At 42.1% G+C, this 24296-nt stretch carries 21 protein-coding genes; 8 read left to right on the top strand and 13 right to left on the bottom strand.

Going from position 1 to position 24296, the window contains the following annotated elements:
* Positions 1-385 precede the first annotated feature (385 nt).
* Positions 386-1090 (top strand): hypothetical protein, encoded by a 705-nt coding sequence (locus AC5JPT_RS06820; RefSeq protein ID WP_319051431.1) that lies wholly within the window; start codon positions 386-388, stop codon positions 1088-1090.
* Between the two features lie 83 nt (positions 1091-1173).
* Positions 1174-3057 carry a monovalent cation:proton antiporter-2 (CPA2) family protein gene (locus AC5JPT_RS06825; protein ID WP_443525768.1) on the top strand — a complete coding sequence of 628 codons (1884 nt, stop codon included), beginning with the start codon at positions 1174-1176 and terminating at the stop codon, positions 3055-3057.
* A gap of 16 nt (positions 3058-3073) precedes the next feature.
* Here AC5JPT_RS06825 and AC5JPT_RS06830 read toward each other — a convergent pair whose 3' ends face one another.
* Positions 3074-4003 (bottom strand): pilin, encoded by a 930-nt coding sequence (locus AC5JPT_RS06830; protein ID WP_493857576.1) that lies wholly within the window; start codon positions 4001-4003, stop codon positions 3074-3076.
* 195 nt (positions 4004-4198) lie between these two features.
* Here AC5JPT_RS06830 and trmB point away from each other — a divergent pair, with 195 nt between their 5' ends.
* The 3 genes from trmB (at position 4199) to AC5JPT_RS06845 (ending at position 8256) form a co-directional block, all read left to right on the top strand.
* A complete protein-coding gene (gene trmB, locus AC5JPT_RS06835) occupies positions 4199-5038 on the top strand; it encodes a tRNA (guanosine(46)-N7)-methyltransferase TrmB (RefSeq protein WP_493857577.1) in 840 nt (279 codons plus the stop codon).
* Positions 5039-6080: 1042 nt separating this feature from the next.
* Positions 6081-7124 (top strand): recombinase RecA, encoded by a 1044-nt coding sequence (gene recA / locus AC5JPT_RS06840; protein ID WP_443525762.1) that lies wholly within the window; start codon positions 6081-6083, stop codon positions 7122-7124.
* A gap of 46 nt (positions 7125-7170) precedes the next feature.
* Positions 7171-8256: a regulatory protein RecX gene (locus AC5JPT_RS06845; RefSeq protein WP_493857578.1), complete on the top strand. Its 1086-nt coding sequence runs from the start codon at positions 7171-7173 to the stop codon at positions 8254-8256.
* Positions 8257-8405: 149 nt separating this feature from the next.
* Here the strand turns inward: AC5JPT_RS06845 and AC5JPT_RS06850 are convergent, their stop codons facing one another.
* The 6 genes from AC5JPT_RS06850 to AC5JPT_RS06875 all read right to left on the bottom strand — a co-directional run bounded on the left by AC5JPT_RS06850 (position 8406) and on the right by AC5JPT_RS06875 (position 14289).
* Positions 8406-9119 (bottom strand): YidB family protein, encoded by a 714-nt coding sequence (locus AC5JPT_RS06850; protein WP_493857579.1) that lies wholly within the window; start codon positions 9117-9119, stop codon positions 8406-8408.
* Positions 9120-9365: 246 nt separating this feature from the next.
* Entirely contained in the window at positions 9366-9815 is a 450-nt protein-coding gene (locus AC5JPT_RS06855; protein ID WP_493857580.1) for a hypothetical protein, read from the bottom strand.
* A 52-nt stretch (positions 9816-9867) separates the two neighbouring features.
* Entirely contained in the window at positions 9868-10149 is a 282-nt protein-coding gene (locus tag AC5JPT_RS06860) for an FAD assembly factor SdhE (RefSeq protein ID WP_443525756.1), read from the bottom strand.
* Between the two features lie 133 nt (positions 10150-10282).
* On the bottom strand, positions 10283-11176 hold the full coding sequence (gene folP / locus AC5JPT_RS06865) for a dihydropteroate synthase (protein ID WP_493857581.1): 894 nt from the start codon (positions 11174-11176) through the stop codon (positions 10283-10285).
* Between the two features lie 166 nt (positions 11177-11342).
* Positions 11343-13238 (bottom strand): ATP-dependent zinc metalloprotease FtsH, encoded by a 1896-nt coding sequence (gene ftsH, locus AC5JPT_RS06870; protein WP_443525752.1) that lies wholly within the window; start codon positions 13236-13238, stop codon positions 11343-11345.
* A 418-nt stretch (positions 13239-13656) separates the two neighbouring features.
* On the bottom strand, positions 13657-14289 hold the full coding sequence (locus AC5JPT_RS06875) for an RlmE family RNA methyltransferase (RefSeq protein WP_493857582.1): 633 nt from the start codon (positions 14287-14289) through the stop codon (positions 13657-13659).
* 340 nt (positions 14290-14629) lie between these two features.
* Here AC5JPT_RS06875 and AC5JPT_RS06880 point away from each other — a divergent pair, with 340 nt between their 5' ends.
* Together AC5JPT_RS06880 and AC5JPT_RS06885 are read left to right on the top strand one after the other, a co-directional pair.
* On the top strand, positions 14630-14941 hold the full coding sequence (locus AC5JPT_RS06880; protein ID WP_319051418.1) for a YhbY family RNA-binding protein: 312 nt from the start codon (positions 14630-14632) through the stop codon (positions 14939-14941).
* A 209-nt stretch (positions 14942-15150) separates the two neighbouring features.
* The gene (locus tag AC5JPT_RS06885; RefSeq protein WP_493857583.1) at positions 15151-15867 is read left to right on the top strand and encodes a DOMON domain-containing protein; all 717 of its coding nucleotides are present in this window, start codon (positions 15151-15153) and stop codon (positions 15865-15867) included.
* Between the two features lie 134 nt (positions 15868-16001).
* Here the strand turns inward: AC5JPT_RS06885 and AC5JPT_RS06890 are convergent, their stop codons facing one another.
* Complete coding sequence (locus AC5JPT_RS06890) at positions 16002-16730, bottom strand: CHAP domain-containing protein (RefSeq protein WP_319051416.1); 729 nt, start codon at positions 16728-16730, stop codon at positions 16002-16004.
* A 241-nt stretch (positions 16731-16971) separates the two neighbouring features.
* Between AC5JPT_RS06890 and AC5JPT_RS06895 the strand changes: the two genes are divergently transcribed.
* Positions 16972-17487, top strand: a complete 516-nt coding sequence (locus AC5JPT_RS06895) for a hypothetical protein (RefSeq protein WP_493857584.1) — start codon at positions 16972-16974, stop codon at positions 17485-17487.
* Between the two features lie 298 nt (positions 17488-17785).
* Here AC5JPT_RS06895 and lpxC read toward each other — a convergent pair whose 3' ends face one another.
* From lpxC to AC5JPT_RS06920, 5 genes are all read right to left on the bottom strand, one after another.
* Positions 17786-18703: a UDP-3-O-acyl-N-acetylglucosamine deacetylase gene (gene lpxC, locus AC5JPT_RS06900; protein ID WP_319051414.1), complete on the bottom strand. Its 918-nt coding sequence runs from the start codon at positions 18701-18703 to the stop codon at positions 17786-17788.
* A gap of 324 nt (positions 18704-19027) precedes the next feature.
* Positions 19028-20227: a cell division protein FtsZ gene (ftsZ, locus tag AC5JPT_RS06905; RefSeq protein WP_493857585.1), complete on the bottom strand. Its 1200-nt coding sequence runs from the start codon at positions 20225-20227 to the stop codon at positions 19028-19030.
* 285 nt (positions 20228-20512) lie between these two features.
* Positions 20513-21838, bottom strand: coding sequence for a cell division protein FtsA (ftsA, locus tag AC5JPT_RS06910; RefSeq protein ID WP_493844359.1), 1326 nt, complete (start codon positions 21836-21838; stop codon positions 20513-20515).
* Between the two features lie 139 nt (positions 21839-21977).
* Positions 21978-22781 (bottom strand): cell division protein FtsQ/DivIB, encoded by an 804-nt coding sequence (locus tag AC5JPT_RS06915; RefSeq protein WP_493857586.1) that lies wholly within the window; start codon positions 22779-22781, stop codon positions 21978-21980.
* 432 nt (positions 22782-23213) lie between these two features.
* On the bottom strand, positions 23214-24287 hold the full coding sequence (locus tag AC5JPT_RS06920; RefSeq protein ID WP_443525742.1) for a D-alanine--D-alanine ligase: 1074 nt from the start codon (positions 24285-24287) through the stop codon (positions 23214-23216).
* Positions 24288-24296: the final 9 nt, after the last annotated feature.

A 24296-nucleotide genomic window follows, 5' to 3' on the forward strand; every position in this document is an offset into this window, starting at 1 on the left:
CCCTATACTTCTATCTGAACAATCATTTTATGTCCTAGACAAATAGTTCGACCCCATATTTGACGTCATAAGCAGCCTAAACTCATTAGGAGTCTTAATCCGGTACAAAAGACTCAGTCCTAATCATGTGCTTGGCTAGGAATGTTTATTGTTTTATATGATATTAAAAATAGAAACATATGAATCAACAAAAAGCATGTCTCACTTAAATTTCCAACCAGCCTACGTTTCTATTAAGCTTACGTTTCTATCAAATTTGTCTCTATGATTGTAATGGCATGTTAAAAGCGACGAAAAACTCTGCCTTGCAACCATATTTTTGATATAAATTCTGTATACTTAAGACTGAAAAACCTTATTCACGGTCAATTGATGATACAACACTATGTCTAGACGCTCAGCACCCTTTGTCGCCCCAGACTATATCGATGATCCCACGTCAAAAGACGGCAAAAAACACGCCAAAGTTTTGTTATCGACGTTGCAAGAAGACATTGCCAACTTTCGTCATGAGCAGTTTCCACCTGATATTCTGCGGCAGATTCGTGACATGCCTATCTATGAAGGTAATTTAGCCGAGGTACAGGCTTATCAGCAGCGCTGGCAAAACCTACTTGAACGCGCCAAGGATTTTTATCCCGCAGCCAATATGCCACCTGATTATCTACCGCTGCCAGCCAGCCTTGAGATACCGCAGTTTATCTATCATGTTCAGCGCCTTCATTTAACCAAAACGCGTGCCAAAGAGTCCAAAAGCTTTGGCTCAGTCGGTGCACTTACAGATAAGTGTGGACCCTATACTGATGATGAAGTTGCCCGCATGACAGCGGTGCTAGATAACGACGATGAAGCACGTTTAGTCGCTCATCGTGAGTTTATCGATCTGCGTGCTTATGTTTTTTGTCGCGACAGTAAAGGTGAGATGTTAGAGCCTGAACGCGTACGTTTTTATCGTACTGGTCTTATCGTCCATGCCCTGCCTGATTTTAAGATTGTCGATAGTAGGCAAACACCACGTAAACGTCGCAATGATGCTTATAACAACCCGCTTGCAGACAATGGTGTGTGGAAAATTTACCGTAAAAAATAATAGTGTCGATAGTGTTTCGCGACTTATTGCCAACTACGCCCGTTTTAAATTGCTTATTTTGTCCTAATTTCTGAGGATTCCAGATGTTCGCTGCCGCCGCCGGCTCACCAAACTTAATGTTACAAGCCACTATCTTCTTAGGAGCAGCGCTGCTCTTTGTCCCCCTTGGTAAACGCTTTGGTATAGCTACGGTCTTAGGTTACCTCATCACAGGACTCATATTGGGTCCCAGTGGATTGGATGTGGCGGGTGATGCTGAGAGCTTGTTGCACTTTTCAGAGTTTGGCGTGGTCATGCTGTTGTTCATTATCGGACTCGAGCTGCAACCTTCACGGCTTTGGGCACTACGCCGCTCTATATTTGTCCTTGGTGGTCTACAGGTTGGGCTGACTGGTACGTTGTTGATGGGACTGTTGCATCACTTTTTCTCATTACAGCTAGATACTGCCTTTATCGTTGGTTTTGGTTTGGCGCTCTCTTCTACTGCATTTGTACTCCAAATATTGACCGAAAAACAGCAGCTATCAAGCACCCATGGCCGAGAAGCCTTTACTATTCTATTGTTCCAAGATATCGCCGTTATCCCTTTATTGGCAGTGATTCCGTTTTTGTCAGGGGTGCGTGAGCAGAGCTACGATTTACTTTATTTTGGCAAAGTATTTGCGGTGTTTGCTGGTCTCATTTTTGCCAGTCGCTATGTCGTTCGACCTTTCTTTAAATTTGTGGCGTCAAGTGGTGCAACAGAGTTACTCACAGCGGTCGCACTATTTATTGTTATGGGTGTGTCTATCTTGATGGGGCAGATTGGTCTATCGATGGCGTTAGGTGCATTTTTGACAGGTGTATTGCTGGCTGACTCTGAATATCGTCACGAGTTAGAAGCCAGTATCGAGCCTTTTAAAGGTCTACTATTGGGTCTATTTTTCATGTCGGTCGGTATGTTGACTGACGTCAAACTTATTTTGGCCAAGCCCATATTTATCATTGGCTGTGCGCTTGCCTTGATGTTTATCAAATTTGCCGTGATTGCAGCTATCGCAAAAATATCAGGCAACCGCTGGCCCACCAGTATCAGATTGGGTGTGACTCTCGCCCAAGGCGGTGAATTTGCTTTTGTACTATTCAGCGTTGCCACGGCCCAAAATGTCTTACGTCCTGAGCTGGCCAATACCTTAAATCTTGTAGTAACCATCTCGATGGCACTCACTCCGCTGGCGTTTTTGTTATTAGAAAAAATAGGTGAGCCATTATTTGCTAAAAGCAAACCTAGCCGCGAATACGACACCATCCCTGATCATGAGCACCAAGTGATTATTGCAGGCTTTGGCCGAGTCGGTCAGATTATTGGTCGCGTACTTCGTATGCACAATATTGAATTTACCGCCATTGAACGCTCTGCAAACCGAGTCGATTTTGTACGAAAATTCGGTAACCAGGTCTATTATGGTGATCCAAAAAACCCTGAGATTCTACGAGCGGCAGGTATTCAAAAAGCGCGTGTATTTATTTTGGCGATCGATGATTTGGAGCGCTCTATCACCACCGCCCAATATTTACGCAAGAACTACCCTGAGCTGATTATATTGGCAAGAGCGCGCGATCGTCAGCACTACTACCGCTTACGCGAAGTGGGTGTGCGTCACATTTGGCGTGAGACTTATCTGTCATCTCTTGACATGTCACGCGAGTCACTGCAGTTGCTTGGAATTTCTCCCGAAAAAGCACGAGAAACCGTAAGAACGTTCCGTGATTATGATGATGACTTGATTGAGCGTCAGCAAGCGATCTATGATGACGAAGCCAGTATGATTGAGTCAGCACAATCGGCGATGGCAGAACTTGAGAGCTTGTTTGATGAAGATATTGGCAAAGCGCGTAAAATGGATCTGACAGATTTTTATGAGGCATTAAAGAGTCAAGCGACACCAGTTGATAAATCAGACGATATCGCAACTGACTCTAAATAGTAGCGATGTTCAGTTCCTAGTCAGACGTACAGCTTTTGGGGGCTTGTTTCTTGTTCAGTGAACTTGTGCAGCCCCAATTATCGCTGTCTGGGATATGATAAAAGACCAATGTCTGCTCGTTCAGGTAACGTATAGGAAACCTAACGTTTTGAATCGTCGCCGTCACTGCACAGTCGGTATCCAGCACACCAGCAGCCCGATTATCGACACTCATGCGCACTTGTTGATCTTCAGTACTTAGCGGCAAACCTATTGGACATTGCCCTGTCTGCTGATAAATCAGTGCCACGCGGTTTTGAGCAGTTTTGGCAATGTCGTAAGCCTCAAATAGCACCTCATTCTCTTTTGGCTTGGCAATAATAGGCAAAAACTGTACTTTGATTACCAGCAATGCAAAGGCGAAAAAACCGAACCCCAATGCTAAGCCAAATAAACTAACCCCGCCCTCTTTTTTTAAATGCGCTTTTTGTGCAGCGTCGTCTCGCGGATGGTAATTAATCGCATCAGCGATCTCGCGCCGCGCCATTCGGTAATAATATGCATCTGTCCAGCGCGCCACCATTGCAGACCAGAACAGCCAGATAACGACTGCAATGCCAATACGGGTAACCATTTGATAAGCATCTGGTACATAAGACATCGCTACAAATTCGAATGCAACGAGCACAATAGCCACATTAAGCTGAATGAACGACCACCCTGCCACACTATAGACAATCGCATCCATGTAGCGCTTACGATATAACAACCAAGGAAAAGTGATAAAGAACGCAGCCCAATGCCATTTTGGTGATAGGTACCCTTGCTGATCGAACTGCTCAAAACGTTTGAGATAATAGCGCTGAGTGCGACTGCCGATGTACCATTTGTCTAACTGCTTACGTTTAGCAGGTGTCAATGAATCTTGGTAAAACGGTGGCGGTGAATCCGTCTCAATAAATAGCATAACGATACGCTCTACTTATTCTAAAAAATTATCTATCAACGATAGCTCTATAATAACGCCAAAACCCACGTACAAGATAGGAAAACTGGTTAACCAAACAGTGAATGCGCTAAAGTCGCATTGCACATTCACAGTTGTATAGATTTAACTTATAATAAGCAGACACTACCCACCTAATTAAGCCCTAGTAACCCTATGAGTCAACATTCTGATATCAACGACACCATCAATAGTACCGATACTACTGATGAGCACACTCTGAATAGCACCAGCGATTCTATCAATACTGATACAAGTGCTCACCAAGAGGCAGAGCCTACTTCTGACAAACATATCCGTATCGTCAATACATTTATGAAGCGTCGCACGCACATGAATAAAAATGCCGAGCTGGCTCTGACTGCACCAGAATTTTCTAAATATCTGGTCAATAACAGTTTTGGTGATGGCGACCTTACTGGTATTGATGACTTGCGAGCGCTGTTCGCTGATAGCCCAAACGGTACTGACGCACCGCTTACTTTAGAAATTGGTTTTGGCTTGGGTGATTCATTTATTGAAATGGCAGCAGCAGAACCTACTCGCAATTTTGTCGGTATCGAAGTGCATGAGCCTGGTATTGGTAAATGTGCCTACATGGCAGGCACACAAGACTTGAGCAATGTCAAAATCATCAATGGCGATGCTATTCAACTGCTCAAACAACTGCCAGAAAACCATATTGATCGTATTCAGCTTTATTTCCCAGATCCATGGCAAAAGAAACGCCATTACAAACGCCGTTTTGTCAGTCCTGAGCGCATGACTATTCTGACACGCAGTCTAAAGCAAGGCGGTTGGTTCCATACGGCAACTGATTGGGAGCATTATGCCTTTTGGATGGTTGAGGTGCTAGATGGTTTTTCAGGGTTAACCAACAAAGCAGGCGTCGGCAGTTTCACCGACCGTCCTGACTTTCGCCCAATGACCAAATTCGAGCGACGTGGTCTCGAGCGCGGTCATGGTGTTTGGGATTTGATCTATATCAAAGACTAATACAAATCATTTGATCTAGTGATGTCCAAAAAAGCGGCTACGTTATTTAGCCGCTTTTTTATGTCTGTTTATAAGCTTGCCATCATACCTATAAGTATGCTTAATAGTTTATTAATCGGCTTTACCGAGTCACACCGCTGACTTTAAAAGCCTATAGTATAATAGTACGTGAAAAAAGATAAATTATTATTATGTGAAACATATCACTTAAAACATAGGCTACTACTGAAAAACAGTCTTTGTTGATTCTTAATAGATATGATTGAGCGCTTTTAAAATATTGTCTATTCACGCAAGCATAGATACTATAAGGGCTTGGAGAGTTCTCCCCATAAGCTGTGGATAACCCTGTGTATAAGTCACCACTTGACAAGTTTATAGCTAGATAACTTAAAGGATAAGATAAAATCGTTCACTTTTTGTACAATTTTAAAATCATTTAAAATCAACAACTTAAATTAAATATAAAGGTATAAAAAATTATTTTAAATATTTTTAAAAAAATTTTAGTTATTTATAATGTTTCACAATCAATAAAAATAAGCGCATTATTTGTTGTGGACAACTCGTTGGTCTATTGACAAGTATGGCTTTTATCAGGTTCAAAATCATTTTACATCAGGAACTGTTTTTATAAATCTTTATCTCTACTCACACGACATATAGTGTCGTATAGCATCGCTCACGCCTCAATATACTGCTTAAACTTTGTTATAATTACTCTATCAAATCAGTAGCACTACAGCGCCCTCTACAATGGCTAATAGCTAAGATACAGCTTAAAAATTACTGTAGCGCTCGTAATTACAAACTTATTTTTACTTCTCTCGTTATTTAATTTTACTGTATAGTAGAGCGATATCTTCGATATTACTACTCATACCATGCGTGTGACAACCTCTTTATTTTGCTAGATACCAAAACACTGATGACTGTGTATACCCATCATTAGTGACATAGAATGCACACTGATTATAGTGCTCAACCCTATAAGTGTTTTATCTATAGCGTCAAATCAATTATCGAAAACAAGGAATCCAATATGGACGACAATAAAGCCAAAGCCCTCAAAGCGGCATTAGGTCAAATTGAAAAGCAATTTGGTAAAAATACTATCATGCATCTGGGTGATGAATCAGCCATTCTTGATGCTGATGTGGTATCGACAGGTTCTCTTGGTTTAGATATCGCGCTTGGTATAGGTGGATTACCAAAAGGTCGTATCGTTGAAATTTATGGTCCTGAAAGCTCAGGTAAGACCACGATGACCCTACAGGCTATTGCAGAGTGTCAAAAACAAGGTGGCACTTGTGCTTTTATCGATGCTGAGCATGCGCTTGACCCTGTCTATGCACGTAAGCTTGGGGTAAATACTGACGACCTACTACTATCGCAACCTGACAATGGTGAGCAGGCGCTTGAAATTACTGACATGTTGGTACGTTCAGGGGCGATCGATATGATCGTTATTGACTCAGTTGCTGCTTTGACTCCGCGCGCCGAGATTGAAGGCGAGATGGGTGACTCACATATGGGTCTACAAGCGCGTCTGATGAGCCAAGCACTGCGCAAAATTACGGGTAATGCTAAACGCTCTAATTGCATGGTAGTATTTATTAACCAGATTCGTATGAAAATTGGTGTGATGTTTGGTAGTCCAGAAACCACAACTGGCGGTAATGCCCTTAAGTTCTACGCTTCTGTCCGTATGGATATTCGCCGTATTGGTGCGGTCAAGAACGGTGATGAAATCATCGGTAACCAAACCCGTGTCAAAGTTATCAAAAACAAAATGGCACCGCCGTTCCGCCAAGCAGAATTTGAGATTACTTATGGCGAGGGTACCAATCATTTGGCCGAAGTCATTGATTTGGGTGTCGAGATTGGTGCTGTTGGCAAAGCAGGCTCATGGTATAGCTACGGCGATGAAAAAATCGGTCAAGGTAAAGCCAATTCTGTACTGTTCTTGAAAGAAAACCCTGCTATCGCCGAAGAAATCGAAGATAAGATTCGTGATGAAAAACTCGGTAAGAAAAAAGGCAGTGAAGCAAAGGATGCAGAGCCAGCTCCTGAACCGGTACAATAATCCTCTAACCATTATCAGTAGCCGCTATAAATAGTTATGATTGATTATGAAAATTAAAACATTGGCTGATATTCTAGCTGAGTCGGACTCCGACTCAGTTGGCTCTACCGAGAGCAAACAAAAAAAACCAATCAAGTCTACTGCTGAAAACTTACCTAAAAAGCCAAGCAAATCTAGCAAGCGCTCTACCTATTCAAAGATAGACAGCTCATCTCTCGATGACTCTACTATCGATAACGCTTTTTTCGAAGTACCCTCCTCTAGTACAACAAAAATCTCCAAATCTAAAAAACGTAAAAAGCGTTTCCATCCAGCAGCTAATTTTACTGCTGAGCCAAGTAATGCCTCCGCTTATCAACCGCCTGAAGCGCAAACGATTAAGGAGATGCTAGCAGAAGTTAAGTATAGCGTTCATAATGATGAAACCAATAACCGCTCTGCTATAGATAACAGCGTTGAGCTATCCTCAAACGTTTTAGAGGATAAGAACGAATTATACCCTTCAAACAATAGCGAAACGGATAGTCAAAACGACAATATACCAGCTGCACTTAAGGCTTATTTACGTACACCTGAACAAAAACAAGCAGAAATCGATGCGATCAAAGCGGAAAGCCGATTGCGTTGGCTGGCATTTTATTATTTATCACGCCGCGAATATGGCAAAGCTGAACTCAAGCAAAAACTAATCGATAAGGAGCAAGATCCAGAAGAAGTTTATGCCCTACTCGATGAGTTTGAAGAGAAAGGCTATCAGAGTGATTACCGCACCACCCTTATGCTCATACGTGAAAATATCCGCAAAGGTCGAGGGCGCGGACGCATCAAGCAAGAATTCTACCGCAAGAAAATCGCTATGCCAGGCAATATCGATGAGCTGATCGATATGGCAAATGCAGAATCGGATGAGTTTAGCGAGTTTGTAGAGGACAGTGAAGACAATATAGTCGATGGCGTAGATTGGCTCAAACTGGCTGTCATCGCACGTACCAAAAAATACGGTGACAACGTCCCTACTGAGCAAAAGGAAAAAGCAAAACAACTGCGATTTTTGCAATATAGAGGGTTCAATACCGATGTCTGTTTCGCAGCACTCAACTACACAATAGATACTTTGGCTGAACGCTTTTGATTAATTCTCTATGACCTATCGTTAATTATCATATTGGTAATACGCGCTAAATAAAAAAAAGAGCACATCATTAGATGTGCTCTATAGTCGTGGTTTAATAATACCACTACTTTAAAAATTTACCGCTTAAGTAGTTCTACTGTCGTTAATTACTTCAGCGTACCAAGACGGTTAGACAGTTGACCTATGATTTGATCGATTTCTTCATTTGCTTCCGCTTCATTGTCTAGGTTGCCATTAGGGGTTAGCTGGTTCATGACTTCAGGTAATAATTCAGCAAGTCCTTGACGTACTTCTGTTTCGTTGGCACCTGTACGAGCGGCCACTTGCTGGATTTCGCTTTCGTCAAACAAGCGATTGATTTCATTTGGGTCTAGATTGTCATTGGCCTCGTTCGTACTCATCCAAGAGCGTGCTTGAGCGCCGTGTCCCATACCAGTGATTTTTGTTAGTGCACCGCCTATACCACCATTACGCTTGATCCAGCTTAGTACCATCGGCATAAGAACAGCGATAAGCATTCCTTTACCACCAAACCCGCTGCTACTACGTTGACCACCTAATACACTACCCAAGATGTCTCCTAACCCACCAGCGCCTGAGCTCACACTACCACGTTGGTTACCGCCTGCCAAACCACCTATAATGTCGTCTAAACCAAAACCATTATCTGGCTTGCGGTCATATTGCTGCGGATTATAACCACCAGTCTGGCTACTACCGCCAAGCACACTGCCTAATATATCACCTAAGCCACCTGTACGACGTGGTTCGACACGCTGGTTTACCGGATTACGCTGAGCGTCATCTGGGTTCATCGCGCTACGGGCAACTTGACTCACTAAATTCCCTAATAAACTCATTTTCTATTCCTCTTTGTCATATTAATTATAATAAAAAACCACCATCTAAGCCGACAGATACGTGCTTTTTACATGTATAAAATCTGCGACATCGAGTGGTTGGTTTATATGCTTTATGCTTGTTTATTAATATAGCAAATGTCTTGGAACAGCAAGATAGGTGTTTTGTTATGACATGTAGGTGTTCGTAAGTTCATGGATATGAGGGTCAAGTTGACATAAAAATTTGATAAAGCCCTATGAAGGTTACTCCATAACGGTATTGGCTAGAACATTGAGCGCCCTCCAGTTCTCACTATTTACTTGGTCACGGAAGACTGTTATCGATAAAGGCTTTCGATAAGGCGCTGTTATTTTAAAATTAATAATAATTACCCATGGGTAGCGATGTACAGTGAGTAATTGAGCATGCCACAACTCATCACCTCGACCCGTGCGAACCAACAGCTGCCACTGTTTATCAAGACGTTGCCTTAGCGGCGGCTGGCTGATGCGTAACGGTGTCGGACGGGACATAATGAGATAACTAGCAACGGCTACTGAGACTACCAAAATAAGTACATACTGCCACAATACCAAAGATGCCAGCCATGCCAATACCATCATTAAGACGATTAGGCTGGCATAAAGTAACCACCGTAAACGGCTGGCAGTTTGAATAGCGGTATCAATGCGTAGTGAGGTTACCAGCGTCATATGAGTATGCTATGTAAAACGTCAAATATTGGAGTCATCAGTTGCGCTACTTCTACACCAAATCTTTGGTATGGCGCCAAGTTTTTATTTTATTCACTAACGCCCAGATATCATCCTCTTCTGGTCGATTCTGATTGGTAAAATAATCGAGCAAGTCAGGATCTTCATGCGTGAGCATCTGAGCGAAGGTCTCTTGCTCAGTAGCGTCTGCTGTTAGGTACAGCTCTTTAACATAAGGATCAATATAAAAATCTAATTCTTTTAAACCGCGGCGAGCCTGGTAGATAATACGGCGCTGCTCATTGGTTGGTTCTGGTTGGATAATATTGGTCATACAGATACTCTCATTTTTTAAGTGGTTTTTAATAATCGGTTCAATAGTCAGTAAGAGATAGATTTTAGATATAGCATATAAATATTTCTCACAGTAGCACACCTTATCCATCGTCTCGGCTTATCAAGTGACGCTAGTGAGGATATTCTGATAGTTGACTCCACAATGCCACTGCTTGCTGCATCATTCCTACATTATGCGTACGGATGATACTTGCTCCCTGTTGTAACGCAAATATCCCAGCAGCCGTACCGATTGCATCTCGCTCTATGGCTTGTGTACTTTGCATTGCTTGAGCGCTACTGTTAGTCAACACTTCTGCTAAGAAGCGTTTACGTGAAATGCCAAACATCATGGGTAACTGTAACGCCTGTAGTTTGCTTAATTGACTCAATAATGCACAGTGGTGCTCGTAATTTTTAGCAAAACCAAAGCCTGGGTCTATAATAATTTTATCTTTGTTGACACCAGAGCTTATCACTTCGTGAATGCGAGCAGTCAATTCTGTACTCACCTCACCTATCACATCGTCATACTGTGCCAGATTATTCATCGTGGTTGGCTCACCGCGCATATGCATTAGCATAACAGGTATATCAAGAGTCGCTGCCAACTCTGCTGCACCAGTACGTTTTAGTGCTCTGACGTCATTCCAAATATCAGCACCAGCATCAAAGGCTGCCTGCATGACCTTTGGATTACTGGTATCTATAGATAGCCAGATACTATCACCGCAGTGCTGCCGAATTGCGTGAACCACTGGCACGACTCGCTGTAGCTCCTCAGTAGTCGCGACAGTGTCTGCATGGGGACGAGTAGACTCACCGCCGATATCAATAATAGTCGCGCCCTCTTCTATCATCTGCTGACAATGCGCAACAGCCTTATCTACACCGTTAAATTGCCCACCATCTGAAAATGAGTCTGGTGTGACGTTGAGGATACCCATGATATGAGGCTGCGACAAATTCAGTGTTTTGTCGCGACTGGTGATTTTATAGTTGGGTAAAGGCTGAAATAATGACATGACCGATCTCTAATTAATAATCGTTTTGAAATAGTATTAGCTGCTTTCGTCTATGCTTATGATACCAGTAAATCTTATGCTGTCCTAAAACCTGTATAAAATGATGACAATAAAAAAAGCCCTTTATCATAAAGGGCTTTTTTGTCAAATACAGAGTAGCTTACATTTACATCGCTGGTAGTGGTGGCGGTGTAGTCCCAGTAGTTTTGATATCGTTCTTCGACAAGTTCACTTCGTTATGCTGATACACTCTAGGTGGACGTGGATCTTCTCCTGCTAAAATGTCCTGCAGTTGATCACGATCAATAGTTTCCCAGTTCATCAATGCATCAACCATCGCATGCATTTTATCTTGGTTACCTTCAATCAATTCACGAGCAATGTCATATTGCTCTTCTAGCATACGGCGTACTTCGTCATCAACCTTTTGCTGCGTGGCTTCTGAGATCGTACGGCCACCGCCACCAAAGTATCCTTGTGAATTGTCATCATCTTCATAAACCATGATACCAAGTGCATCAGACATACCGTACTTCGTTACCATTGCACGCGCCATTTTGGTTGCACGTTCAAAGTCATTTGAAGCGCCCGTTGACATCTGGTTGATAAAGACTTCCTCGGCGATACGACCACCGAACAAAATAGCAATATCACTTAGCATCTTTGACTTATACATGCTGGTTTGGTCATGTTCAGGCAGCTGCCAAGTCACACCAAGGGCAAAACCACGCGGCATAATAGTAACTTTATGCACAGGATCTGTACCTGGCAATAGCTCCGCAACCAAAGCATGACCCGCTTCATGATAAGCCGTGGCACGGCGCTCTTCTTCGCGTATCACCATAGATTTGCGTTCAGGGCCCATGTATAGCTTATCTTTGGCATCTTCAAAGTCATTCATGTCGACGCTGGTCTTGTTACGACGTGCGGCAAATAATGCTGCTTCGTTTACAAGGTTGGCAAGCTGTGCACCACTGAATCCCGGTGTACCACGAGCAAGAGAACTGGCGTCTACACTGATAGTGTTCGGTAGTTTCTTCAAATGTACTTTTAGGATTTGCTCACGACCTTTGATGTCTGGCAAGCCTACTTGTACCTGACGGTCAAAACGACCTGGACGCAATAACGCTTTATCAAGTACGTCAGCACGGTTAGTTGCAGCAATAACGATAACGCCTTCATTACCTTCAAAACCATCCATCTCAACCAATAGCTGGTTCAATGTCTGCTCACGCTCGTCGTTACCACCGCCCATGCCAGAGCCACGATGACGACCGACTGCATCAATCTCATCGATAAAGATGATACAAGGTGCGCTTTTCTTTGCTTGTTCGAACATATCGCGGACACGTGATGCACCAACACCTACGAACATCTCTACAAAGTCAGACCCTGAGATTGAAAAGAACGGTACTTTAGCTTCACCAGCGATAGCTCTTGCTAGCAACGTTTTACCCGTACCTGGTGGACCCACCATCAAGATACCACGAGGAATCGTCGCACCAAGTTTGGTAAATTTATCTGGATCGCGCAAAAAGTCGACAACTTCAACGACTTCTTCTTTGGCCTCTTCACAACCAGCCACGTCTTCGAAGTTCACGTTGATTTGATCTTCAGTCAGCATTTTCGCTTTTGATTTACCAAAGCTCATCGGGCCACCGCCTTTACCACCAGCGCCGCCTTGCATATTACGCATAAAGAATAAGAACAGACCAATAATCAGTAAAATTGGGAAACTGGCTATCAGTAGCTGCATCAGTACGCTTTGGCGCTTTGGTGCCGTTCCTTGAACTTCGACTTGGTTCTCACGTAGCATTGGCATTAGCTGGTCATCTGACACAGCTGGTCTAATGGTCTCAAAAGATGAACCATTTTTCTTTTCGCCGGTGATCTGTTCGCCATCGATCTCGACACTGGCTACTTGATTCTCTGACACAGCGGTCACAAACTCAGAGTAATTAAGGTTATCCGGCTCAGAAGACTGATCAAAGCCGCTAAACACCAGTACCAAAACGCCGATTACCACCAGCCACAATAAGGTATTTTTTACCATGTCGCTCACTAGTTATTCCCATCCCTTACTTATTGGTGTGTTTACTAAACACGTGACGTCTATAAACGTGTTACTCATTTTTGATAAATATTTCAATACTAAAAACACTTGCTCAAAATAGCGTGATCCAAAAATAGCACAAAGGCTGTTTTTGTGAGCAATCAGTATAGAAAAACATAGATATATCGTTAATGAGCTTATAAAACGCTTGTCATCAGACGACTTTGCCTAAAACGTATGCTAAAAACAAAGGTAATATACCATGATATATGGTGCTAACCTGCATAATTCAAGCAGGTTTTGCGATTATTCGTTGAACGATTGTCACAGTTTTAATACTGCGATAGCACTACTTTATGGTGCCTTACTATCTTGCTTACAAGAACCGCAACTTATTGATGTTAAAACTATTTAATTGATGTTAAAACTATTTAATCGCTATCCAAAACATCTCTTTTGATCGCGGTCGCGAAGCACCTGGCTTTATACTACGAATCTTACTAAAATCCTGCTGCATCTGCTTGCGTAATTCTTGGGTACCTTCGCCTTGAAACACTTTCATAATAAGTGCGCCACCTTCTGGTAAGGTTGATAAAGCAAAGTCAACTGCCAGCTCGCACAGATACATCATACGTGGCTGATCAATCGCGCTATTTCCTGCGGTGTTAGGGGCCATATCAGACAGCACCACATCGACTTGCCTGTCGCCTACTTCTGCCATAATGGCATCAAATACTTCAGCTTCACGAAAATCACCCTGAATAAAGGTGACATCAGGTAAAGTATCCATCGGTAAAATATCAGACGCAATCAAAATGCCATTGTCTCCGACCAGTTGACCAGCTACTTGAGACCAACTACCAGGAGCACTTCCCAAATCTACGACCGTCATGCCTTTTTTAATCAAACTCGTTTTTTCATTAATCTCTAATAACTTATAAGCCGCACGGGCACGGTAGCCATCTTTTTGCGCTTTCTGTACATAATGATCGTCGATATGTTCTTTCATCCAAGCACTGCTGCTCTTTGACAGTTTTTTGTTTTCGATACGCGTGGCCAAAATACCTGCTCCTATGACTTGGCAAACTCAAATATACTCTTTTCAATTACGTTATGACTAGCAATCTAAACTCAATAAGACGTTGATTATTTTAAATGTATCATCGATTAAGCCATTTATTCGTGATTGGTCACAAACTGACTAAATTCTATTGGTTAAAACACTGTTTTATAGGGCAGTAGCGTTTATAATATAACCAAACATTCAGTTTAACATTTCCGTCACGTAAAATCGTGCAAAATCCTGCGGATCTCATGCAAGACGGTCTCATATTATCTATAATGATCAATAACTGTTTTTGACAGTACCCTTTTTATTTTTACCAACACCTAGGAATTCTATGCAACTCGATAACGCTACTATCAAACGCTTAAAAGGCATCGGTCACGAGCTAAAGCCTATCGTTATGATTGGCAACAAAGGTATCACACCGACCATTACTGAAGAGATTGATCGCGCTTTATCAGATCATGAACTTATCAAAGTAAAACTGCCTGCTGGTACCAAAGAAGAACGTGACGTCGTTGGTGCTCAGCTCGCCAAAGCAGCCAATGCGTCTTTGGTTCACTCTATTGGCCGTATGGCACTACTGCTACGTCAAAACCCAAATGCAAACCCAAAACTGTCTAACTTAGCACGTCATGCGCAATAAGATGATGAGCTGATAACTAGGGTGTGTTCTCATTTTGAAAATATCAAAATACGCTCTAAATAATGACAGCAAATATAAAAGCCGCGATGCATCTTGCTCGCGGCTTTTATATTGCCTGGTAGCTGAAGACTTAGTTGGCACCTGATATTAATGCTTAGTAGCTGTTATTTTCATTACTTTTTTATAATTACTATCGAGTTTTATAGACAATGAATCAATCTTTTACTCTCTATATAGCGACAGAGTCATTAGAGCACGATGCGCAGCTGCTAGGCGTAACTACTGATGATCTGCAGCGTATCGATATCAAAGTAATCGCTGATATTATTAATCAGCCCGTACTACAATTACGCTTAACTTATCAAATCACTTTACCCAGTCACGTATTAGCGGGTCAATTGGCGTGGCCAGTTTGGCAGCAAGCCCGGGTAAAATTTACTGACTACCTATGGGAAGAGACCTGCCTTGAGTGTTTTATCACTGGCCGCCCCATCAGTGGTAAAGAGTCAACGATACGTCAGCAAACAGCGCCTTATATTGAAGTCAATGCCAGTCCTGATGGTCGCTATGCACTCTATAAGTTTAAAGGCTATCGTAACCCTGCTACCTTACCACCAACACCGCTATACGATACTGACGGACTCACACGCGTAGCTATCAACTGGTCTGATAGTGTCAGTCAGCCAGAAACATCTATAAAGAGCGAGCTATCACGAGTAAATTCGTCTTATCAATATGAACGTCGCTTTTCTATTCCTATAACTGAATTACCTAACCATAAATACAGCGTTGCCAATATAACCGTTGAGCAGATACATCCTTGTGTTATTTTGCAGTTTGGTGAGCGCAGTTTATATTTTGCCTCTCAGCACGCCTCTCCACCTGATTTTCATAACCATGACTATTGGTCAAAATTTAAACTTTAATGTGATGCTATGGGTTGTACTCACTCAAATACCCTTATTCTTAATATCTTTGTTTAAAGCACAAAAAAAACTCAGCAATGTCATAAAGAGCATTACTGAGTTTGGAGAAAACTTTAGATCTGTTTAACCGATATTTATTTATCAGCCATTGCAAGGTAGATACCACGGTTAGATGCGTCATCGACATACTGCGAATCACGCCATGTCGTGTAGCTATAATTACCGCTGTATGGGCTGATGCTGTTTTGACGGAAGTCAGATACCCAGTCGTTACCATCAAAAATCTGAATATGACCATGTGGACGACTTGACGTACGGTTGTAGACAACCACATCGCCAACTTGAGGTGCCATATCATTACTGATTTTGGTAAATCCTGCTTGGGCTAGCGTGCCACGAGAGGCATACTGATATGCTGAAGGATTCGGCGTAAACTCATAGCCTGCTGACTGTAATGCTTTACGTACATAGCGAGCACAATAGCCAGAGCTTCTAGATAGGGCTACTCTTGACGCATTTGCCGCTGCGATAGCAGGCGCAGAGTTGCGATCAGGAACGCGACTCGCTTGCTGCTGACGCTGCTCGTAAGACAAACGACTCGTCAATGAGGCAAGCTGATATTCTTTTTGTTTAGCATGAGCGCTTAGGTTGTCAATGGCTTGACTGATCTCATCGTTGCTATATACATGAGCACCGCTATTAGTGCTATAGATGTTGCGACTAGAACCGTAGTTCGCAGAAGTAGAGATATTTGTGATGGTATGACTCAAGGTATTATTTGGTTGAAAGGTTGTTTCGGCAGCACCACTCGTCTGTGCTATGCCCATTCCCAATACTGACAAAATTAATAAAGCTTGTTTCATAAATTTACTACCTATTGTTAATACAAGTCTGCTCGTCATCCGTGACAAAGCATCGATTAATTTAGAGGATATAGTTATCAGATAAACGTGATAAAATCCTGATCACAACAGCTCGTTCTTTTATAGTGACTAATACCAGTACCTTGCTTAGTCAACTGTTTCATAAACCCTATGCTATATACTGCTTCTAGCATGTCTGTTCTGAATATCGAATTTGTCACCTAATAGATGAGTCATTACGATGTCAAAAAAACAGCCTAATCGGCTTGCCCAGCTTATAGATCATCAAGCTTTTGCTGGTAGCGCACTACCTCAAACTCTTGCTGATAACATGCGGCTGTATATAGAGGCGACCAATGAGGTAAAAGAGCTGCTGGTAGACTGTCTACCTGAGGAAATCCTCAATACCTGTTGGGTCGTAGGCTTAACCTCTGAGCAATTAATACTCAGTGTAGGCTCAATGACAGCGGCCAATCATATTCGCTATTTACAAAACGCTTATTTGCAAGTGTTAACAGAGCAGTCAATTACATTTAAACAACTCAAGCAAATCCGCGTTGTAGTAGCTAAAATATCTACTGATAATCGTTCCTCTAAACAAGCATCAGTGTTATCAGCAACTTTGCCAAAACCTTGTAAAGCCAATGAAAATCAGGCTCTTAGCCAAAACACAAGAAGGACTATATCACAGGCTGCGGAGCATGTCACCACTGATAAAAACCTCAAAAAAGCGCTTTTGCGTTTGATAAATGAGTAAAAATATAAATATTACAATGTAAAGTTATGTAAATAAAAACGTATAATGGCATGGATAACGCTGGGTTTTTGTAATCTATTACACAAAAAAAATCATCTGTCAGTTCCACTTATATCTAAAAGGGAACCAACAGATGATTTATTATTTGCCTACAGCTTTTATATACACTGCCTTAGAAAGAAATCTAAAAAATTATCTAGACTATATATTCAAAATATGATATATTATATTAATGTAATCATAACGTCACTATGTAATATTGCGTAAATGTTTCGATACTTCGTGTATATTCCTGTATTTATCCTTCAACCGCTAAACCATTCAACGGTAAATACTCGATCGGGCATGTTACATTGTCATCAAAAGTTACAATTTCAAAGTTATCTTCATCGGATAATATCTCACGTACTAGCAAATTGTTTAATGCATGACCAGACTTATAGGCATTAAAACGTCCTATAATCGGATAACCAATCAAATATAAATCCCCTAATGCATCTAAAATCTTGTGACGAACAAACTCGTCGTTAAAACGTAGACCCTCTTCGTTAAGAATATTCATGTCATCAATGACGATAGCATTGTCCATGCTACCGCCCAGAGCCAGATTGTTTTGGCGCATGGCTTCTATATCACGTAAAAAGCCAAAAGTACGGGCTTCACTCAATTGCTCAATGAAGTTCTGTGTAGAGAACTGTAGCTGTGCGTGTTGGAAGTTTTTATCGATAGCAGGATGATCAAAGTCAATCTCAAAATTCAATTCAAACCCGTCATAAGGGCGCAGCTCTGCCCATTTATCATCTACTTTTACGCGGACTGGACGGATGATTTTGATAAACTTCTTTGAAGCTTCTTGCTCACAAAACCCTGCATCAAGTAATAAAGCAACAAAAGGCGCTGCACTGCCGTCCATGATAGGTATCTCAGAGGCAGAAACACGAACGAGTAAATTATCTACCCCAAGTCCAGCAATCGCGCTAAGCAAGTGCTCTACGGTACCTACTCGCGTCCCACCGAATACTAGATTCGAGGACATCATAGTATCGTGTACCAAAAATGCATTTGCTGGGATAGGCTCGCTACCTACAATATCGGAGCGCTCGAAAACAATACCAGTATCAACCGGCTGTGGATGGAACTCTAAGTCAACAGGCTGACCACTATGTAGACCAGTACCTGTAACGGCTATCGCTGTTTTTATGGTTCTTTGGTTCATGGCTGTTTTCTCACATATTTTGTTACAATTGACATAGTGTACCATTACCTATGCCTAATTCGCTACAAATAAAAAGCGTTAATTTCCTTATCTCCTTGATTGATAACACTTATCGTCCCTATTACTATCCTTGTTGTGGCTCTATTCCTATAACTTTTATATACCATCTAAGGATTTAAGGTAGTAGTTTTTGGACATACTTTTATAGTTTGAAACATTTTATTGTACTACGACCTTTATTATTCTTCCTTTATATACGGTTCCTGATCTATAGACATAAAAAAGCCAGCATTTAGATGCTGGCTTCTTTGTATGGGGTTAGGACTATTTATTTTGTTGGCGCTTCAGATAGTCTTGGATACTATTGGTTTTTGTCTTTGTTTGCTCTTGAGGCGTACTTGAACGCGGAGCAGTGTCCTGATGCATCTGAGCTTGCGAATGCTTTTGGCTGTTCAATGCACTGGTATGCACATTAGGATCGACAGGCTGTGTGCTATTTACAGAAGGTACCGGCTGCTCAACCACTTCTGGCTCTTGACCTGCATTTTCATCCAGAGTCAAACCTGTTGCAATGACTGTGACATGCAAGTCATCACCCATTTTTTCATCAATCACAGAACCGTAGAAAATATGAGCGTCATCGATATCAGTGATTTCTTCAACGATAATACTAATTTTACTCATCTCATCCAATGATAATGATTCAGAAGAAATGACGTTAACCAGTAGGCCTTTGGCATTTTCTAGACGTAAATCGTCAAGTAATGGTGATCTAATGGCTTTTTCAGTGGCTTGACGGGCACGATCATCACCACTAGCACGGCCGATACCCATCATTGCATGACCTTTAGCAGTCATTGCCGTACGGATATCATTAAAGTCAATATTAATCATACCTTCGCTAGCGATCGTCTCTGCAATACCTTGCACAGCATGCAACAACACATCATCTGCTTTTTTGAAGGCATCTTGCATAGAGATGTTACCGTACACGCTCATCAACTTATCATTTGGAATGGTGATAATTGAATCAACGAAATTAGTGAGCTGCTCGATACCTGCTTTAGCAGCTTTGATGCGCTTACCGCCTTCAAACTTAAATGGTGTGGTTACGACAGCCACTGTCAACACTTCCATTTCTTTTGCAATACGTGCAACAACTGGCGCTGCACCTGTACCTGTACCGCCGCCCATACCAGCGGTGATGAACACCATATCTGAATGTTCGAGCAATGCGCGGATAGATTCTTCTTCACTTTCGGCAGCTTCACGACCCACTTCTGGATTTGCCCCTGCACCTAGACCACGGTTTGTTTTGGCACCAAGCTGTAGCTTGTGCGGTGCAGTTAGACGATCTAGCGCTTGCTTATCTGTATTAGCACAGACGAACGTTACACCTCTAATTCCTTGTTGTACCATATGTTCAACTGCATTACCGCCGCCGCCGCCAACACCGAATACAGTGAAGCTCGCTTGGCCGTTGTTTTGAAGCTGATTATCATCTGGCATGGTGTATTTTGACATAAAAAAGATTCTCCAGTTGCAGATAGCGTATAGGTCGATACGTATTGACGCACTCATATGGCGCGCTATCGACATACTATATATAAATGTATTTAAATAAAACAGGGCTATAGATCAAATAGTTCAGCATAGACAATAATATGTCATTACCTCAAGGTATTACTTTTCTTGCTTAGCGTATTATTATCAGTATCACTTTAATCTTTTCTCAAGTTACTCATTGATATCTTGTGAGCTGCTTAAACACTAAATAACTCATAAAACAGGACTATATTCAGAATACTACTATAGTATTTTTTTCAACACGTTAGCGAAGCGTTGCCCTGCGCTTTGAAAGACACCTGTGACTCGATTTTTTTGGATCGTATCAGGCTCGCTTTTTTCACTGCGGCGAAACTGCTCGCTTTGACTATATAATAGTGTACCAAAAGCCGTTTGATAAGCACGGTCGTTCACCTGACTATTAAGCTGCTTAAATGATTCATCATTATCAAAATGGTTATAGGCACTGATAGCAGGATGAGTATTAGTCAATACGACTGGCATTTTTAGCAGCCTTTTGGCGAAAGGTATCATGCCTTTGATTGTACTACCGCCACCCGTTAGTACGATGCCTTTATCTATATAACCTATCAGACCCGCCTCATGTAACTGACGGGCCACTTCTGTAAATATCTGCACATAACGTGCTTCGATAATGCGTGCTAGATTATAGATACCGATATTGATTTCATCACTAGACCCTTGCGGCTTAAACAAGAAGAAAGCGCTGGGGTCAACGCTGGTAGCGTCAGCAGTTCCGTGAGATTTTTTCAACCGTTCAGCTTCGATCATCGATATACCAAAATCAGCTGAGATATCCATCGTTACTTCGTGACTGCCGGTAGCAATACAATGGGTAAAGATTAATTTATTTTCTTTATAAACGCAGATACTGGTCGTGCTGGCACCAATATCCACCAAGCACACGCCTTGCTGACGCTCTTCACTCATCAAGCTATATTCGGCACTGGTCACCGCATCAAATACAATGTGGTCGATACCAACGTCGCAACTTTGCAATAATTTTTGGATATTTTGGCGGCTAGCGACTGGCATCATCATCATGTGATACATCACAGTAATGTTGTGTGCCATCATCTCAATGACGTCATCGACCATAAAATCTTGATCGTCGACGTAGATACCTTGCTGGCAACAATGCATAAGGTAGTAATCAGATGGTAGATCGCGTGATTTGGCATTAGACAATGCCTGTACCATATCATTGGCTCGCACGACGTCATCTTCTACCCTAACTTCCCCTGCGCTGTTTTTACTAGACAGTTCAGGCGTCGCTAGGGTTAACCACACACTATGCACGCGGCAGTTAGCAGTATCTTCAGCTTCTTGGATAGCTTGCTTGATAGCACCTTGTAGACGTTCACGATGCTTTATTTGACCTTGATAAAAATCGCTGTTCTTAACTTTCCCCACGCCCAAAATACGAATGTCTTTTGCAGAGACAACATTGCCAATAACGACATATACTGCCGTGGCACTTAAATGGACAACAACCAAATTTTCATTATTTTTCATGGTACCAGACAAATTATCGCTAGACAGGAGCACATACTATGTCCTCCTGTTGAATCGTTAAAAAAAGCGTTATTAACACGCTATGATGTTGTACATATATTATTCGTTTAAGCCAAATAGTTTCAAATCAGGTCATAACCTCTCATTGATCCTGCTATTGCTTTGCTTAGTGCTACTGTGGTTGTTCTGATTCCTCAACAGGTGATGCTGACATATCCCAAGCTATGGTAAAGCCGTTTTTATAACGTAAATCTACCGACTGTATCTCATCGCGGCGGCCGCTTAACTGATTACCCAGTAGCTGGCTTAGATTCAGTAACTTCTGCGCCGTGTTTTCATTATCAACAATAACGCGTAAACCATTATCAAAACGAATCAACCACGTCATTCTTGGTGATAAGATAATATCGGCAACTTGCATATCAAGTGGTGCATACCAATCATTGACCTGCTGCATTTGTTGCATAATAACTGGTGCTTGAGTCATCTCACCTTGTAAGGTAGCAAAACGTTCCTGAGTCAAATCGTTACTATCAGCGGGAACAAAAACAGCGCCCTTTGCATCGACCAGACGTTCTGTACCAAAGTTGGCGACCGCTTGCTTCGGTAAAGCGGTAACAACAATACCGCGTTGCCAGTCACGAGAGATACTCACTTGATCAACCCAGGCCAAACCCGTCGTGATATCTCGCAACGCTTGTAGATCGGAAGTAAAAAAACTACTGACCTTTTGCTGATCCATCACCGTTTGCAACGAGTTATATTGGGCGCTAGACAATCCTTGGTTACTGACATGAATCTCAGCTGGCGGTGCATCACGCAGTGCTTTGCCACCCATTATCAATATCAGCACTAGCAATCCTATTACCAATATCATAAAAAGATATCTGACCGGATTCGGTATTTGGATTTTAGATACTGGGCGACCGGCTTTATCACTCATCAAGTCAGTTACCTCGTTGACAGTTTGAGCCATAACGACCTTTGTCCCTATATTTGCATAAAACTGATCATGCTCATTATTGATATAAATCTGCATACACTTTGCAGAAGCCTATTCATTCGATATATTATCAAAGTCTGTCAATAAAACGACTCGTACACTGCAATTATTCTTATTTAAACGTAACATTTTTCTTAAGTTATGAATAACTTATGAGTTATCTCTATCACAGAGATAAATATTATTAAACTAAACCCATTCTTGCAATATTAACGTATTTCATAGTCAAACAATAGCCTAACACTCGTTAGCAGCCTTGAATTTACACAAGTTTACATGAAGCTATGATATAGCAGCTTTAGCAACACGTTGAACACGCTAATAACGGTTAGTAGTATGGGATAAAAACACGACTATATAACTACAACTAACTATAGAACCGCAAATGACTTAAACAGCGAATAACTATACTGTCTGCGATAGTATGTGCCAGCACAATGTATCAAAGTCCATGCCGCGTGCTTTAGCTGCCATCGGGACCAAGCTATGGCTAGTCATACCAGGCACTGTGTTAATCTCTAGTAGCCAGAAATTGCCTGCTTCATCTTGCATGGCATCAATACGCCCCCAACCTTTTGCATCCACTGCACGAAATGCAGCAAGACTTAAATCTTGTAGATGCTTTTCGTCGGCAGCAGTCAATCCGCAAGGAATATAGTAGCTGGTATCATTGCGATTGTACTTTGCTTCAAAATCATAGAAGTTGGTAATGTCGGCAGGCTCAAGGCGGATGACAGGGTAAGCTTCATCATCGATAATCACAATCGTAAATTCACGACCTGTGATCCAGCGTTCAGCCATTACAGCATCACCGCACTGTACTGCGGTGGCATAGGCAGCAGGCAACTCATCTAAATGGTTGACCTTCGTCATACCAATACTTGAGCCTTCGTGAACGGGTTTGATGATAAGCGGTAGACCCAGCATGTTAACCACTTGCTGCCAATCTGTGTCTGCCGTCAATAATGAGAAAGGTGCAGTCGATAAACCGCAACCTTGCCATAGCTGCTTGGTACGGACTTTATCCATGCCCAATGCTGATGCCAAAATACCTGAGCCGGTCTGCGGTATATCAAACCACTGCAGTACACCTTGTAATAAGCCGTCTTCACCGCCGCGACCATGTAAGACGTTGAACACGCGATCGTACTCACGTAATTCTGTGATATCTTGATGCTTTGGATCAAAGTGAGTCGCATCGACGCCTTGATTCTGAAGTGCTTGCAATACAGCAGCGCCGCTATCCAAAGACACACTACGCTCATTGCTACTGCCACCATAAACGACGGCAACCTTTCCGAACTGCTTCGCGTCTTTTACATGACTGGTTATCGTACTGACAGAGGTTACGTTGTCTGTTTTGTTTGACGTAGTATCAACGTTATCTTGTTTTACTTGTGCAGCTGCGGCCATTGCCATCTCTGGATTGGTAATGGCTTGGTTCTGATTGCTTGTATTGTCTTTATTATTAGTCGTCATGAGGACAGC

Source organism: Psychrobacter sp. H26 (assembly GCF_059073035.1).

Bases quoted from the DNA above. Each gene is read 5' to 3' on its own strand.
- AC5JPT_RS06820 (WP_319051431.1), top strand. From the start codon at position 386: ATGTCTAGACGCTCAGCACCCTTTGTCGCCCCAGACTATATCGATGAT.
- AC5JPT_RS06825 (WP_443525768.1), top strand. From the start codon at position 1,174: ATGTTCGCTGCCGCCGCCGGCTCACCAAACTTAATGTTACAAGCCACT.
- AC5JPT_RS06830 (WP_493857576.1), bottom strand. From the start codon at position 4,003: ATGCTATTTATTGAGACGGATTCACCGCCACCGTTTTACCAAGATTCA.
- trmB (WP_493857577.1), top strand. From the start codon at position 4,199: ATGAGTCAACATTCTGATATCAACGACACCATCAATAGTACCGATACT.
- recA (WP_443525762.1), top strand. From the start codon at position 6,081: ATGGACGACAATAAAGCCAAAGCCCTCAAAGCGGCATTAGGTCAAATT.
- AC5JPT_RS06845 (WP_493857578.1), top strand. From the start codon at position 7,171: ATGAAAATTAAAACATTGGCTGATATTCTAGCTGAGTCGGACTCCGAC.
- AC5JPT_RS06850 (WP_493857579.1), bottom strand. From the start codon at position 9,119: ATGAGTTTATTAGGGAATTTAGTGAGTCAAGTTGCCCGTAGCGCGATG.
- AC5JPT_RS06855 (WP_493857580.1), bottom strand. From the start codon at position 9,815: ATGACGCTGGTAACCTCACTACGCATTGATACCGCTATTCAAACTGCC.
- AC5JPT_RS06860 (WP_443525756.1), bottom strand. From the start codon at position 10,149: ATGACCAATATTATCCAACCAGAACCAACCAATGAGCAGCGCCGTATT.
- folP (WP_493857581.1), bottom strand. From the start codon at position 11,176: ATGTCATTATTTCAGCCTTTACCCAACTATAAAATCACCAGTCGCGAC.
- AC5JPT_RS06880 (WP_319051418.1), top strand. From the start codon at position 14,630: ATGCAACTCGATAACGCTACTATCAAACGCTTAAAAGGCATCGGTCAC.
- AC5JPT_RS06885 (WP_493857583.1), top strand. From the start codon at position 15,151: ATGAATCAATCTTTTACTCTCTATATAGCGACAGAGTCATTAGAGCAC.
- AC5JPT_RS06890 (WP_319051416.1), bottom strand. From the start codon at position 16,730: ATGAAACAAGCTTTATTAATTTTGTCAGTATTGGGAATGGGCATAGCA.
- AC5JPT_RS06895 (WP_493857584.1), top strand. From the start codon at position 16,972: ATGTCAAAAAAACAGCCTAATCGGCTTGCCCAGCTTATAGATCATCAA.
- lpxC (WP_319051414.1), bottom strand. From the start codon at position 18,703: ATGAACCAAAGAACCATAAAAACAGCGATAGCCGTTACAGGTACTGGT.
- ftsZ (WP_493857585.1), bottom strand. From the start codon at position 20,227: ATGTCAAAATACACCATGCCAGATGATAATCAGCTTCAAAACAACGGC.
- AC5JPT_RS06915 (WP_493857586.1), bottom strand. From the start codon at position 22,781: ATGGCTCAAACTGTCAACGAGGTAACTGACTTGATGAGTGATAAAGCC.
- AC5JPT_RS06920 (WP_443525742.1), bottom strand. From the start codon at position 24,287: ATGACGACTAATAATAAAGACAATACAAGCAATCAGAACCAAGCCATT.